Origin of the sequence: Rhodopseudomonas sp. (genome assembly GCF_048594845.1) — a bacterium.
GTDB lineage: Bacteria > Pseudomonadota > Alphaproteobacteria > Rhizobiales > Xanthobacteraceae > Rhodopseudomonas.
Map to the genome: position 1 here is coordinate 1 of NZ_JBMDXE010000139.1, position 14899 is coordinate 14899.

Annotated in this window: 14 protein-coding genes; 10 read left to right on the plus strand and 4 right to left on the minus strand. The window is 65.2% G+C overall.

The window, feature by feature from the left end:
• A partial coding sequence (locus ACOJTD_RS08360; protein WP_420132456.1) for a B12-binding domain-containing radical SAM protein occupies nt 1-1028 on the plus strand: 1028 nt, incomplete at its 5' end.
• 264 nt (nt 1029-1292) lie between these two features.
• Nucleotides 1293-1655, plus strand: coding sequence for a hypothetical protein (locus ACOJTD_RS08365; RefSeq protein WP_420132457.1), 363 nt, complete (start codon nt 1293-1295; stop codon nt 1653-1655).
• A gap of 4 nt (nt 1656-1659) precedes the next feature.
• Here the strand turns inward: ACOJTD_RS08365 and ACOJTD_RS08370 are convergent, their stop codons facing one another.
• The gene (locus ACOJTD_RS08370; RefSeq protein WP_420132458.1) at nt 1660-2058 is read right to left on the minus strand and encodes a RidA family protein; all 399 of its coding nucleotides are present in this window, start codon (nt 2056-2058) and stop codon (nt 1660-1662) included.
• Nucleotides 2059-2172: 114 nt separating this feature from the next.
• On the minus strand, nt 2173-3975 hold the full coding sequence (gene phaC / locus ACOJTD_RS08375; protein WP_420132459.1) for a class I poly(R)-hydroxyalkanoic acid synthase: 1803 nt from the start codon (nt 3973-3975) through the stop codon (nt 2173-2175).
• A 275-nt stretch (nt 3976-4250) separates the two neighbouring features.
• Here phaC and ACOJTD_RS08380 point away from each other — a divergent pair, with 275 nt between their 5' ends.
• From ACOJTD_RS08380 to ACOJTD_RS08415, 8 genes are all read left to right on the plus strand, one after another.
• Entirely contained in the window at nt 4251-4619 is a 369-nt protein-coding gene (locus ACOJTD_RS08380; RefSeq protein ID WP_420132460.1) for a hypothetical protein, read from the plus strand.
• 190 nt (nt 4620-4809) lie between these two features.
• Entirely contained in the window at nt 4810-6030 is a 1221-nt protein-coding gene (locus ACOJTD_RS08385) for an LL-diaminopimelate aminotransferase (RefSeq protein ID WP_420132461.1), read from the plus strand.
• Between the two features lie 73 nt (nt 6031-6103).
• Nucleotides 6104-7423, plus strand: a complete 1320-nt coding sequence (locus ACOJTD_RS08390; RefSeq protein ID WP_420132462.1) for a homoserine dehydrogenase — start codon at nt 6104-6106, stop codon at nt 7421-7423.
• A 61-nt stretch (nt 7424-7484) separates the two neighbouring features.
• Nucleotides 7485-8489, plus strand: coding sequence for a class II fructose-bisphosphatase (gene glpX / locus ACOJTD_RS08395; RefSeq protein ID WP_420132463.1), 1005 nt, complete (start codon nt 7485-7487; stop codon nt 8487-8489).
• A 10-nt stretch (nt 8490-8499) separates the two neighbouring features.
• Entirely contained in the window at nt 8500-8943 is a 444-nt protein-coding gene (locus tag ACOJTD_RS08400) for a GNAT family N-acetyltransferase (protein ID WP_420132464.1), read from the plus strand.
• 119 nt (nt 8944-9062) lie between these two features.
• Nucleotides 9063-9791: a haloacid dehalogenase type II gene (locus tag ACOJTD_RS08405; RefSeq protein WP_420132465.1), complete on the plus strand. Its 729-nt coding sequence runs from the start codon at nt 9063-9065 to the stop codon at nt 9789-9791.
• 226 nt (nt 9792-10017) lie between these two features.
• Nucleotides 10018-11859, plus strand: coding sequence for a single-stranded-DNA-specific exonuclease RecJ (gene recJ / locus ACOJTD_RS08410; RefSeq protein WP_420132466.1), 1842 nt, complete (start codon nt 10018-10020; stop codon nt 11857-11859).
• 516 nt (nt 11860-12375) lie between these two features.
• The gene (locus tag ACOJTD_RS08415) at nt 12376-14064 is read left to right on the plus strand and encodes a methyl-accepting chemotaxis protein (protein WP_420132467.1); all 1689 of its coding nucleotides are present in this window, start codon (nt 12376-12378) and stop codon (nt 14062-14064) included.
• Nucleotides 14065-14251: 187 nt separating this feature from the next.
• On the opposite strand, the gene ACOJTD_RS08420 is transcribed toward ACOJTD_RS08415, so the two are convergent.
• Nucleotides 14252-14542: a hypothetical protein gene (locus ACOJTD_RS08420; protein ID WP_119858337.1), complete on the minus strand. Its 291-nt coding sequence runs from the start codon at nt 14540-14542 to the stop codon at nt 14252-14254.
• A gap of 94 nt (nt 14543-14636) precedes the next feature.
• Nucleotides 14637-14899 (minus strand): FUSC family protein (locus ACOJTD_RS08425; RefSeq protein ID WP_420132468.1); only part of this gene is annotated, 263 nt, incomplete at its 5' end.

Genomic DNA, 14899 nt, shown 5'->3' on the forward strand with positions numbered 1-14899 from the left:
TCATGACCGATGACAATTTCGCTCGCAACAAGGACTGGGAAGCGATTCTGGACCGGCTCGCCAAATTGCGCGGCGAGATCGCACAGAGCGGAGGCCGCGACATCAAGCTGGTGATTCAGGTTGATACGCTGTGCCACAAGATCGATGGTTTCATCGAAAAGGCGCGGGCGGCCGGCGTGGTGCGAACCTTCCTCGGGCTGGAGAGCATCAATCCCGACAATCTGGCGTCGGCGAAGAAGCGGCAGAACAAGATCACCGAATATCGCCAGATGCTGCTGGCGTGGAAGCAGGCCGGCGTCATTACTTACGCCGGCTACATTCTCGGTTTCCCTCACGACACGCCGGCGAGCATCGCCGAGGACATCGCGATCATCCAGAAGGAGCTGCCGCTCGATATACTCGAATTCTTCTGCCTGACGCCGCTGCCGGGCTCCGAGGATCATCAGCGCCTGTTCAGGGAAGGCGCGCCGATGGATGCCGACCTCAACCGCTTTGATATCGAACATGCCGTCACCTCGCATCCGCGGATGAGCCGCGACGAGTGGCAGGGCATCTATTTCAAGGCGTGGGATCTGTACTATTCGGCCGAGCACATCGAGCGACTGCTGCGCCGCGCGGCCGCCACCGGCGGCGTGTCGCGGCTGGCGTCGATGATTTTCCTGTTCTCGTCGATGGTGAAAATCGAACGGGTGCATCCGCTGCAGGGCGGCATTCTGCGGCTGAAATATCGGCTCGATCGCCGGCCGACGCTGCCGGTGGAGTCGCCGTGGCTGTTTTATCCCAAGCAGGTGGTCGTCACTGCTTTCAAGCTCGGCCAGAGCCTGCGGCATTGGTTGTGGATCGACCGCCTGCGCCGCAAGATCCTGAACGATCCAGACCGTGCCAGCTACATCGACACGGCGATCACCCCGGTGGACGCGCATGAGCTCGAAGAGCTGGAGCTGTTCACCCACAGCCAGGCCGCCCACGACGCCGTCGAGCATATCCGCAAGGTCGAGAAACTGACGCACGCGAAGTCGGTGGCGTAGAGGCGGTGAGTCGCGCGCTACCGTTGCTTATTGCAAGACCGGCTCCAGTCCGCTTACCCCAGCCACCGTCATTCCGGCGCGCGCGGCAAAGCTGCGCGAACCCGGAATCCCGCCATTGTGAAAACCTCGGCGGTGGGTCGCATATCGAGATTCCGGGTTCGCGGGCTGCGCCCGCGCCCCGGAATGACTCGTGGTGAGGGCATTCTCAACTAACGGACGCCGTGCTTTAATCCTCGCCGCTGATCGGTATTTTGCGGAGGCGGCATGACGGCGACGCCGGTTCTGGTGATTTTGAGCGCGGCAACGGCGGTCGGTCTGTATCTCGGGCTGTTGTATCTGCGCGGCGAGCGTAAGCAGGGGCTGGTCGCGCTGCATCTGTTGCTCGGCTTCGGCGGGCTGGAAACGCTGGTGATGCTGCTGCACGGCACGCCGGACGGCGCCACAGCCGCGGGCAGCCTGTCGTTCGGCAAGGTCGCGGCGGGGCTGTTCGCGGTGTCGGCCTTCTCCGGCTTCATCGCCGCGCTGGCACGGCGCTCGCCGGTTGCTGCCAACGTGTTGCTCGGCACCCACGTCACGGTGGGGCTGGCCGGCTTCGCGCTGGTACTAGCCTGGGTGACGGCGGTCTGAATGCTCAGCCCGACACGGGCACGCGGGCCGTCACCTTGATCTCGAAATCGAAGCCGGCAAGCCAGGTCACGCCGACCGCGGTCCAACTCGGATAGGGCTTCGCGGGAAAGGCCTTGTCCTTGGCGGCCAACACGGTCTCGAATTGCCGGTCCGGATCGGTGTGAAAGGACGTGACATCGAGAATGTCGTCGAAGTTGCAGCCGGCTGCTTTCAGCACCGCACCGAGATTGTCGAACGCCAGCTGGACCTGTTTGGCGAAATCGGGCTCAGGCGATCCGTCTTCGCGGCTACCGACCTGGCCGGAGACAAACAGCAGATCGCCAGAGCGCACGGCTGCGGAATAGCGGTGCTTTTCGTACAAAGCCTGCCGACCGGCCGGAAAGATCGCCTCCCGCTTGGACATCATCGTCTCCTCGTTGAAAGGTCGTGAGGAGATGTGCCGTGTGGTGGCGCAATCCAGCCGGCTGCGACACATGGTCCAGCGCTCGGGGCGATAGCCTCGAGCGCCCGTTTGGTCCTACGACCGCACCCGCACGTAGCTGCCCGGCGCATCCTCGATCGGCGGGAACGCCACGGTGCCGACGGCGCGGGCGGGGACGCGTTCGCTGTCGAACTGTTCGATCCACGCGCGCCAATCGGGCCACCACGAACCCTTGTGTTCCTGCGCGCCCTTCAGCCATTCGGCGACCGAGCCGACCTGGATGTTGTCGTTGGTCCAGAATTGGTACTTGTTCGCCGCGGGCGGATTGATCACGCCGGCGATGTGGCCGGAGCCGGACAGCACGTACTTCACGGGACCGCCGAAGAACTGGGAGCCGTACAGAACCGATTCCGCCGGCGCGATGTGATCCTCTCGGGTGGCGAGATTGTAGATCGGGACCTTGACCTTGGCGAGATCGAGCTGGGTATTGTCGAGCACCATGGTGCCGGCCGACAGCTTGTTGTCGAGATAGCAGTTGCGCAGATAGTAGGAGTGGTTCGCCGCCGGCATCCGGGTCGCATCGGAATTCCAGTGCAGCAGGTCGAACGCCGCGGGCGGCTGGCCCTTCAGATAGTTGTTGACCACGTAGGACCAGATCAGATCGTTGGGCCGCAGCATGTTGAAGGCCATCGCCATCTTGGCGCCTTCGAGTACGCCGGTCGACTGCATGTCGCGCTCCAGCGCCGAGATCTGCTCCTCGTCCACGAACACGGTGAGATCGCCCGCATGGGTGAAGTCGACCTGGGTCGTCAGGAAGGTCGCCGAGGTGACGCGCTGGCGCCGTCGCTCGGCGAGCCAAGCGAGGGTGGACGCCAGCAGCGTGCCGCCGACGCAATAGCCGATGGTATGCACCTTCAGCTCGCCCGTCACCTTCTCGACCACGTCCATCGCCGTGAGCGGGCCGAGCTTCATGTAGTCGGCGAAGCTCTTGTCGCCAAGGCTCTTGTCCGGGTTGACCCAGGAGATCACGAATACGGTGAGGCCCTGGTCGACGCAGAACTTGATGAAGGATTTTTCCGGCTTGAGGTCGAGGATGTAGAACTTGTTGATCCACGGCGGCACGATCAGCAGGGGCGTGCGCAGCACCGTTTCGGTCGCCGGCGAATACTGGATCAGCTGCATGATCTCGTTCTGGAAGATCACCTTGCCGGGCGTTGTGGCGATGTTGACGCCGACCTCGAGATTGGCGGGGTCGGACTGCCGGATCTTCAGATGTCCTTTGCCGGCGACGATGTCCTCGGCCAGCATCTTCATGCCGCGCACCAGGTTGTCGCCGCTGTTCTCCAACGTATGACGCGTCAGCTCCGGGCTCGTCGCAACGAAGTTGGAGGGCGCCAGCGCGTTGGTGATCTGCTGGACATAGAACGCCGCCTTCTTCTTGGTATGCGGGTCGAGCCCCTCGGCCTTCTCGACCAGTTCGTTGGCCCATTGCGAGGTCAGCAGATAGGCCTGCATCAGGAATTCGTAGAACTGGTTGGAGCGCCACGACGGATCAGCAAACCGCTTATCGCGCGGCGGCGGCTCGATGGTCGGCTCGACTTTCTCACCGGATAGTTTGCGCGACGCGTTCCCCCACAGTTCCAGATAGGATCTGCCGAGCTTGGCCTGAAGCTCCGCGGCGCGCGCCTGGTCCGATGTCCAGTACTCGGCGACGCGGGTGAGGGTCTTGACCAGTTCGGAGAGTTCGGCGGGCGGCTGGCCGTTCGGTGCCGGTTCGCGCGGCTTCAGCATCGTTGCCAAGGCCTGGCCGCCGGTCTCCATCGCCTGCGCCAGATTACGCGCGAAAGCCTCCGGATCAAACTTCTTCGCAGTCGCTGCTTCTGGTAGCATGTCGGTCATCGGTGGACGCTTCAACCCGGTTCGCTGTTCTTATACGCTTTTGTCTGTATGCCACTGATCATGACATAGTTCGGTAAATGTCGCTGAACTGGATGTGCTGCACTGCGACAATTTGCGCTTGATTTGGCCACATTGGCATCCCACTGACTCGGCGTGCTGCAGCAGGCGTGCTGCTGGAATAAGGTTTTACGGCGCCGCGGGTTCGGCTATGTGACGATTTAATGCTTGGACGCGCGGCCGTTCGCCGCCGCAGGGTCGGGGATGACGGTTTGCAGGTGACGACTCAAAGGGCGATGGCGATGCGGCCGATCCCGACGCGAAAGCGCAGGCAGGAGCAGGGACGTGGCGTCCTGGCCACGGCTGCGTTGCTGGTCGCGCTTGGATGCGGCGCCGTTGGACTTGGTGGCTGCTCCATCTCGATGTCCGACATGCCAGTGCTTGGCGGAAGCGACAGGGCCGAGAAGCCGAAGGACGCCGAGGGCTTCCCGGCCGTGAACGACCTGCCGGCCAACCGCGACGAGGCCGTGCTGGCCCCCGCCGAGCGCAACAAGATCGAGCAGGAACTGATCGCCGCCCGCGAGCGCCAGGCCAATGCCAACGCGAGCGCTAGCACCGCGGCCGCCAAGCCGGCGGCCGCCAAATAGTCGTCAACGTCGCCGGTGCACGAACGGCGGCGGTGGCGGGTCACCGTTCGCAGGCCGGCGCAGCACAAATACCGTCCTCGATCCGATCCGCCGCAAAATCGTGCCAATGGGAGCGTTTCTGCGCCTGAATCGGATTCCCCTCCGATCAAGAACGCGGTAACGATCCTGCCGCACCCCGGAGTCGAGGACCATGGAAGAATTCTACCGTATCCGCCGTTTGCCGCCTTATGTGTTCGAACAGGTCAACCGGGCCAAGGCGGCCGCGCGGAACGCCGGGGCCGACATCATCGACATGGGCATGGGCAACCCGGATCTGCCGGCGCCGCCCCATGTGCTCGAGAAACTCAAGGAAACACTCGGCAAGCCACGCACCGACCGCTACTCGGCGTCGCGCGGCATCACCGGCCTGCGCAAGGCCCAAGCGGCTTATTACGAGCGCCGGTTCGGCGTGAAGCTGAACCCGGACACCCAGGTGGTGGCCACGCTGGGCTCCAAGGAAGGCTTCGCCAACGTCGCCCAGGCGATCACCGCGCCGGGTGACGTCGTGCTGTGCCCGAACCCGAGCTACCCGATCCATGCCTTCGGCTTCCTGATGGCGGGCGGTGTGATCCGCTCGGTGCCGTCCGAGCCGACCCCGGAGTTCTTCGCCGCGGCGGAGCGGGCGATCATCCATTCGATCCCGAAGCCGATCGCACTGATCGCCTGCTATCCGTCGAACCCGACCGCCTATGTGGCCAGCCTCGACTTCTACAAGGACCTGGTCGCGTTCGCGAAGAAGCACGAGATCATGATCCTGTCGGATCTGGCCTATGCGGAAGTGTATTTCGACGACGCCAACCCGCCGCCGTCGGTGCTGCAGGTGCCGGGCGCGATGGACGTCACCGTCGAGTTCACCTCGATGTCGAAGACGTTCTCGATGGCCGGCTGGCGCATGGGCTTCGCGGTCGGTAACGAGCGCATCATCGCGGCGCTGGCGCGGGTGAAGTCGTATCTCGACTACGGCGCCTTCACCCCGGTGCAAGTCGCCGCCACCGCGGCGCTGAATGGCCCCGACGACTGCATCAGGGAGATGCGCGAGACCTACAAGAAGCGCCGCGACGCGCTGGTCGAGAGCTTCGGCCGGGCCGGCTGGGAGATCCCGCCGCCGTCGGCCTCGATGTTCGCCTGGGCGCCGCTGCCGCCGGCCTTCCGCGAGCTCGGCAGCATGCAGTTCGCCACGCTGATGGTCGAGAAATCTGGCGTCGTGGTGTCGCCCGGCGTGGCTTTCGGCGAGCACGGCGAGGGCTACGTCCGCATCGCCATGGTGGAAAACGAGCAGCGCATCCGTCAGGCGGCGCGCGGCGTCCGGCGCTTCCTTGAAAGCGGCGTCGAAACGTTGCACAACGTGGTGCCTCTCGCCACCCGGCGATAGGACCAGGTTCCCGGAGGCCGCGTTCGCCGGCCTCCGACTTCACAGCAGCTTCAGACGACAGGTTCGGCGCCCGATGGACGCGCTCAGAGTGGGTATTGCGGGTCTCGGCACCGTGGGCGCCGAGGTGGTCCGTGTCATCGAACGGCAGCAGCGGACGCTCGCCGCGCGCTGTGGACGTCCGATCAAGGTCGTGGCCGTCACCGCGCGGTCGAAGACCAAGAAGCGCGGGCTGGACCTGCGCGGCATCACCTGGGGCAAGAGCCCGCTGGCGATCGCGACCGATCCGAATGTGGACTGCTTCGTCGAGCTGATCGGCGGCGCCGGCGATCCGGCCGGTCCGGCGATCGAGGCGGCTCTGGCGGCCGGCAAGTCGGTGGTCACGGCCAACAAGGCGCTGGTCGCCAAGCACGGCCTCAAGCTCGCCGGCCTCGCCGAGAAGCACGCCGTCGCGCTCAACTACGAGGCCGCGGTCGGCGCCGCGATCCCGGTGATCAAGACGCTGCGCGAGGGCCTCGCCGGCACCGACATCGACCGGATCTACGGCATCCTCAACGGCACCTGCAACTACATTCTGACCCGCATGGAGCAGGAAGGGCTGTCGTTTGACGACTGCCTCGCCGATGCGCAGCGTCTCGGTTATGCCGAGGCCGATCCGACCTTCGATATCGACGGTCACGACACCGCGCAGAAGCTGTCGATTCTCGCCAGCCTGGCATTCGGCACCAAGGTGTCTGAGAGCTCGGTCTACGTCGAAGGCATTCGCTCGATCACGCCGGCGGATCTCCGTGCGGCCGACGATCTCGGCTACCGGCTCAAGCTGCTCGGCGTAGCGGTGCGGACCGCCAAGGGCATCGAGCAGCGCGTGCATCCGACCATGGTGCCCAAAACCTCCGCGATCGCGCAGGTGATGGGCGTCACCAATGCGGTGTCGATCGACGGCAATGGCATCGCGCCGATCACCCTGGTCGGCGCCGGTGCAGGCTCGGCGGCGACCGCCTCGGCCGTGGTCGCCGACATCGCCGATGTGGCGCGGGGCATTCGGGCGGAGCCGTTCGGCCGTCCGGTGGCCAAGCTCGCGGCGATCAGCAAGGCGCCGATGCAGCGCCACGAGGGCGGCTATTACCTGCGGCTGATGGCGCGCGACCATGCCGGGACCGCGGCGACGATCGCGACCCGACTGGCCGAGCAGGAGATATCGATCGAATCGATCGTGCAGCGCCAGCCGGAGCGGACCACCGATGCGAACGGCAAGCCCGGCAAAGCGGGCCCCGTGCCGGTGATCCTGATCACCTACGCGACCAGCGAGGACGCGGTGCGCCGCGCGCTTCAGGCCGTGCAACGCGACAAGGTGATCAGCGGCCGGCCGCAGGTCATCCGGATCGAGAAGAACTAGACGCCGGGGAATCGTGTAGCCGCGCCGCTGTGGCGCGGATTGAGTTTAGGAGAGGGCTGACATGTCGACCACCATTTCCGTTCCGCCGCAATTGTTGCTGGAGCGCATTCTGACGCTCGAGATCGTGCGCGTGACGGAGCGTGCTGCGGTGTCGGCGGCCCGGCTGCGCGGCCACGGCAACGAGAAGGGCGCCGACCAGGCGGCCGTCGACGCGATGCGTCGCGAGCTCAACAAGATGCCGATCGAAGGCACCATCGTGATCGGCGAGGGCGAGCGCGACGAAGCTCCGATGCTGTTCATCGGCGAGAAGGTCGGCGCCGGCATCGATGGCGGCCCGAAGGTCGACATCGCGGTCGATCCTCTCGAGGGCACCACGCTGTGCGCCAAGAACATGCCCGGCTCGATCGCCACCATGGCGATGGCCGAAGGCGGCACGCTGCTGCACGCGCCCGACGTGTACATGCAGAAGATCGCGATCGGTCCCGGCTACGACAAGAATGTCATCGACATCGACGCGTCGCCCGAAGACAACATTCGTCGCCTCGCCAACGCCAAGGACGTGCCGGTGCACGACATCACCGTGCTGGTGCTGGATCGTCCGCGCCATGCCGAACTGATCGCCAAGATCCGCGCCACCGGCGCTGGCGTCCAGCTGATCACCGACGGCGACGTCGCCGGCGTCATTCATTGCGCCGATCCGGACAACACCGGCGTCGATATCTACATGGGGACCGGCGGCGCGCCGGAAGGCGTGCTGGCGGCGGCGGCGTTGCGCTGCATCGGCGGCCAGATGCAGTGCCGGCTGCTGCTCGACACCCATTCCAAGCGCAACCGCGCGGAGTCGATGGGTATTGAGGACCCGAACTTCGTGTACCAGATCGAGGACATGGTGAAGGGCGACTGCCTGTTCGCCGCGACCGGCGTGACCGACGGCTCGCTGCTGTCCGGCGTCAAGTTCCGCAAGGACGTGATCCAGACCGAGACCGTGGTGATGCGCTCGGTGACCGGGACCGTGCGCTACATCAAGGCTGATCACCGCCAGTTCGAAAAATTCCACCTCGACTAAGGAGAGGGCGATGGCTGTCGAGATCCGTCCCGTCGGCGCCGACGAGCGCGCCGCTTGGGAGCCGTTGTGGGCCGGCTATCTCGACTTCTACAAGTCGACGCTCGCGCCCGGCACCAGCGACGTTACCTGGTCGAGGTTTCACGATCCCGCCGAGCAGATGTATCTGCTCGGCGCCTATGTCGACGGCAAACTCACCGGCATCGTGCAGTTCCTGTATCATCGCTCGTCTTGGGCGGCGGGGGATTACTGCTATCTGCAGGATCTGTTCGTCGACAACAGCGCGCGCGGACTCGGTCTCGGCCGCAAGCTGATCGAAGCCGTCTACGAGCGCGCCAAGGCCGACGGCTGCAGCCGCGTGCACTGGCTGACCCAGCCGGGCAACACCACCGCACGCCTGCTGTACGACCGCATCGCCGACGATTCCGGGTTTATGCAGTACCGGAAGGTGTTCTGACGGGCTGCCACCGTCATTGCGAGAAGCGAAGCGACGAAGCAATCCAACTCCGTGCTCGTCGCTGGATTGCCTCGCTACGCTCGCAATGACGGTTTCGTTGCGGCAAGGGGAGAGAAACAATGGCCGGAAGAGCCGAACCGACAAATGTGCAAGCCCTGATCTTCGACGTGTTCGGCACGGTCGTCGACTGGCGCGCCAGTCTGATCGAGGATTTCACCGCCTGGTCGAAGACGCGCGGCCTGAGCGGCGACTGGACCGGGCTCGTCGACGCATGGCGGCAAGCCTACGTGCCGTCGATGGACGAGGTCAGGAAAAATCCCGCGCGCGGCTTCATCAAGCTCGACGATCTGCATCGCCGCTCGCTGGAACAATTGGCACCGCAGTTCGGCCTGAAAGATCTCGGCGAAGAAGACCTCGACTACATCACCACCGGCTGGCACAGGCTGAAGCCGTGGCCGGACGTGATCTCCGGTCTGACCCGGCTGAAGTCGAAACACATCATCAGCCCGCTGTCGAACGGCAATGTCGGCCTGCTGACGCGGATGGCGAAGAACGCTGGGCTGCCGTGGGACCTGATCATGGGCGGCGACGTGTTCGGCCACTACAAGCCCGATCCGGAGACTTATCTCGGCGCAGCGAAGTTGCTCAACCTCCCGCCCGAGCAGGTGATGATGGTCGCCGCCCACAACAACGATCTCGCCGCCGCGCAGAAGCTCGGCCTCAAGACGGCCTTCATCCCGCGACCCACCGAATACGGCCCGCTGCAGAAGCTCGATTTCGGCGCCACCGGCGACTGGACCGTGGTGGCGGACGATCTCAACGGCGTCGCCGGCGCGCTGGGGTGCTGAGCACTTTCAGCCCTTGCCACGAGAAGTGCGTCATCCTGAGGCGCCGCCGCGCAGCGGCGGCCTCGAAGGATGGACCGCGCGTGTTGGGTGCGGCGCCGCATCCTTCGAGGCTCGCCCTGCGGGCGAGCGCCTCAGGATGACGGCTCAGTGCAGGTTGTGAAGCGAGGCAGCGCTGGGGACGGCATTGGTTTGCCTCTCGCGCAAGTCGTGCTTATCTGCGCTGACCATGACGCTTCCAGCATCCGCATTGCCGCCCGAGCCGGTGTCGGCGTTTCTCGGCGTGACCCGCTCGGCCACCGGCAAGCTGTGGCGCGACCGGCTGGACGCTCGCGCGACGGCTAAGGCGCAGGCGATTACGCAGCGCTATCAGTTGCCCGAGATGCTGGCGCGGGTGCTGGCCGGGCGCGGTGTCGAAATCGACGCGGTGCCCGACTTTCTCGATCCCACCATCCGCAAGCTGATGCCGGACCCATCGACCGTGACGCAGATGGAGGCCGGCGCCAAGCGCATCGCCGATGCCGCGTCGCGCGGCGAGAAAGTGGCGATCTTCGGCGATTACGACGTCGACGGCGCTACCTCGTCGGCACTCCTCGCCTGGCATCTGCGGCATTGCGGCCTCGATCCGCTGATCCACATTCCCGACCGCATCTTCGAGGGGTATGGCCCGAACGTCGACGCCATTCGCGGACTGGCGGAGAAGGGCGCCACGCTACTGATCACCGTCGACTGCGGCACCACCAGCCTCGAGCCGCTGGCCGAGGCACGACGGCTCGGCATGAGCGTGGTGGTGATCGATCATCACCAGACCGCTGACGAACTGCCTGAGGTCGAGGCGCTGATCAATCCGAACCGACCGGACGATCTGTCCGGCCTCGGCCATCTTGCCGCGGTCGGCCTGGTGCTGATGACGCTGGTCGCGGTCAACCGCGAGTTGCGGCATCGCGGCTTCTGGAGCGTCGAGCGGCCGGAGCCGAACCTCCTCGACATGCTGCATCACGTCGCGCTCGGCACCGTGGCCGATGTCGCGCCGCTGGTTGGACTCAACCGGGCCTTCGTGGCCAAGGGGCTGATCGCGCTGCGGCGGCGCGACCATGTCGGTCACACCGCGCTGATGGATGTGGCGCGGCTGAACGGGCCGCCGGAAGTCTGGCATCTCGGCTTCATGCTCGGCCCGCGCATCAATGCCGGCGGCCGGATCGGCCGCGCCGATCTCGGCGTGCGGTTGCTGCTCGAAGGCGACGTCTCCGAAGCGGCGCGGATCGCCGCCGAGCTGGACCGCCTCAACGCTGAGCGGCGTGTGATCGAGCAGCAGGCCGAAGCGCAGGCCGAGGCCGAGGCGATCGCCTCGCTCGGCCTCGAGGACAAGGGCGCGGTGATCGTCACCGCATCGGAGGGCTGGCATCCCGGCGTGGTCGGTCTGGTCGCGTCACGGCTGAAGGAGAAGTTCGGCCGGCCGGCCTTCGCCATCGCGCTCGAGCCGGGCGGCATCGGCACCGGCTCGGGCCGCTCGATCGGCGGCGTCGATCTCGGACGCGCAGTGCGGCAGGCGGTCAACGAGGGCATCCTGATCAAAGGTGGCGGTCACGCGATGGCGGCCGGCGTTACGCTGCGCAAGGAGCGGCTGGCCGAATTCCGCGGCTGGCTGGAAACCTCGCTTGCCGCAGATGTCGCCAAGTCGCGCCACGTCAACGAACTGTCGATCGACGGCGCCGTGTCGGCGCGCGGCATCACGCCGGAATTCGCCGCCACGCTCAACCGCGCCGGTCCATTCGGCGCCGGCAACCCCGAGCCGATCATCGCGCTGCCGGCGCATCAGCTGGTCTATGCGGACGAAGTGGGGCAGGCGCATCTGCGGCTGCGCTTCAAATCCGGCGACGGTGCGGTCGTCAACGGCATCGCGTTTCGCAGCGTCGGGCAGAAGCTCGGTCAGGCGCTCACCGAAAACCGTGGCCAGCAACTCCACGTCGCCGGCTGCCTGTCGGTCGATCGCTGGCAGGGTGCGGAGCGGGTGCAACTCCGGGTGATCGATGTCGCCGTGCCCGATCCGGGACCGGCGATGATCAGGTGAGGTTTGTAACTCCGCCAGCCCGCATGACGTTGGTACTTGCGACGCCCGCAGGGGCCTGCCGAGCGAAGAGTTGAGTCGGCCCTCGTAAAACTACGCGGAAAAGGCCCGCGGTGGCTGACTTCGCCGACCCGCTGTCGGTGCAGATTGCCGTTTTGAGGGATTTTAACTGCACCCTTGACTGGTGGTCGGCCGAGCGGCTGTCGATTAGTTGAGCAAAGCCACTTCCCCGGCCGCGTAGTATTACGGATCATGGTGGGTTTGTTCCACACCGTTGACGTTCATTTACTAATTCTTACGCGACAGATGTGACGTTTACCGCTGCGAGGCGGCGATTGACGCCGATGAAGCCATCATCGTCCCGGGGCGACCTCAGTCGTCCTGCTTGCAGAGAATGTCGAACCATTCGTCACCCCACGCTCGTCGCATCGGCGAGCGCATCAATAGCCATGGCAGAACGTCAATCGGCGCCTGCTCGTGGCCTCTGCCGATGCGATGGACAAAGAAAGAACCGCAAACATGCTGTCTTCGCTGCTGAACCTGAAGACGTCCTACAAACTGGCTGGAATCCTCTCTCTCATTGCGCTGGTCTCGCTCGTTGCCTACGGGCTGATCGCCCGCAATCTGGCGATCCTGGCGCAGAACAACAACATGACCACGCATACCTACAAGGTCATGGACAATGCGAAGGCGATCGTCGCCGCGATGGTCGATGGCGAAACCGGCGTGCGCGGCTTCCTGATCAGCGGTGAAGACAAGTTTCTCGAGCCGTATCGCGCATCGGACAAACTGTTCAAGGACTCCTGGGAGGAAACCAAGCGGCTGACCGCGGACAATCCGGCGCAGCAGAAGCGGCTCGATCTGATCGCAGCCGCCGCCGCCGAATGGCGCAACAAGGTCGCCGAGCGCGAAATCCAGCTGATGAAGGCGCAAAACGCCAACGAGGCGCGCTCCGTGGCGGCCTCCGGCATCGGTAAGAAGTCGATGGATGCGATCCGTTCGGAAGTCCGTGATCTGGTCGCGGCCGAGGAGTCGCTGTTGTCGGTGCGGGCCGATGCATCCGCTGCCGCGCTGTCGTCGTCCTACATGGCGATCGTGGTCAGTGCCGTGGTGATGCTGGTGGTCATCGTCGCCGGCCTGCTGTTCCTCGGCCGCGCGGTGACGCGGGGCATCGTCGACATGACCTCGGCGATGGGGCTGCTGGCGCAGAACGATCTCACGGTCGACGTGCCGCACGCCAACCGACGCGACGAAATCGGCAAGATGGCCATGGCGGTGCAGGTGTTCAAAGACAACGCGATTCGTGTCCGTCAGCTCGAAGCCGAGCAGCAGGCCGCCGAGCGTCGACAGGCCGAGCAGCGCAAGGCCGAGATGATGAAGATGGCAAACGGCTTCGAAGCCGCGGTCGGCGAAATCGTCAACACGGTGTCGTCGGCATCGACCGAACTCGAAGCCTCGGCGACCACGCTGACCTTGTCGGCCGATCGCGCCCAGCATCTCAGCTCGACGGTGGCTGCGGCATCGGAGGAAGCCTCGACCAACGTGCAGTCGGTCGCGTCGGCGACCGAGGAATTGAGCTCCTCGATCGGCGAGATCAGCCGACAGGTGCAGGACTCGGCCCGGATCGCGGCTGATGCCGTCAACCAGGCGCGTACCACCGACGACCGCGTCAGCGAATTGTCCAAGGCGGCCACTCGCATCGGCGACATCATCGAGCTGATCAACACCATCGCCGGACAGACCAATCTGCTGGCGCTCAACGCGACGATCGAGGCCGCCCGCGCGGGCGAGGCGGGCCGCGGTTTTGCGGTGGTGGCGTCGGAGGTCAAGGCGCTGGCGGAGCAGACCGCCAAGGCCACGGGAGAAATCAGCCAGCAGATTTCCGGTATCCAGTCGGCGACCAACGAATCCGTCACGGCGATCAAGCAGATCACTGGCACGATCGAACAACTCTCCGAGATCGCCTCGACGATCGCGGCGGCGGTGGAAGAGCAGGGCGCGGCGACGCAGGAAATCTCGCGCAACGTCCAGCAGGCCGCCCAGGGCACGCAGCAAGTGTCGTCGAATGTGATCGACGTTCAGCGTGGTGCGACGGAGACCGGCTCAGCCTCGTCGCAGGTGCTGTCGTCGGCGCAGTCGCTGGCCAAGGAAAGCACGCGGCTGCGGACGGAAGTCGGCCTGTTCCTCGACACCGTCCGGGCTGCGTAACACCCGAACTCAACGCCGGGATGTTGCCGATCCGACATCCCGGCGCCAATTCAGCGCAGCCGAAGTCGTTACACCGAAGCAGTCATCGCCGGACTTGATCCGGCGATCCACCGTCTTGAGTGACGGATTGTCCGGTCACGCCCTGCAATGACCACAGGGGATAGCCACGCGACGCGCTGCGATGCGGCTAGGTGCAGATCTCGCCCTGCATGATCTTCTCGCGAAACAGCTCCACGGCCTTCGGATTTAGCGCGCCTTCATCGGGCAGTACCAGCGCCAGGTCGGTCGGAGCCAGAAAGGCGAACTGCCGGCCCCATTCGTAGACCCACGCCAGGCCATCCTGAAACATCACCTCGTCGTCGTAGCGCGGCAGACGCCCCGAGCGAGCCTCGGCGAATCCGCGCCGGAAGGCGGTGTTCCAGACGATCTCCTCGAGCGGAGCCTGAAAGGTTTCGGCCTGCGGGCGTACGTCGGTCACGGCGCGATCCAGCGAGAAGTCCAGCACTGAGGGCGGAAGCGGGGAGTATCCCATGCCGCCCGGCGCTCTGCATTCGGACTTTTGGCCGATCCGGTCACGGCGGCGGGCTGCGCCCCGGCAGCAGCGCCAGCGGCGTCAATCGGCGGATGATCGGCCGCGCCACGTCGCGAAATCTCGCATTGTGCAGCAGGATGCCGCCGATCAGGCCGATGAAGCAGCCCAGCACCGTGTCGATGAAACGCGCCTGGATGATCGCGCCGGGCTCTGCGTGCCCTAGCGACGCGGCATCGGCAAGAAAGATCGTCAGCGGCGTGATGAAGATTACGGCGAACCCATAGTGGCGGATCACGGCGGTCT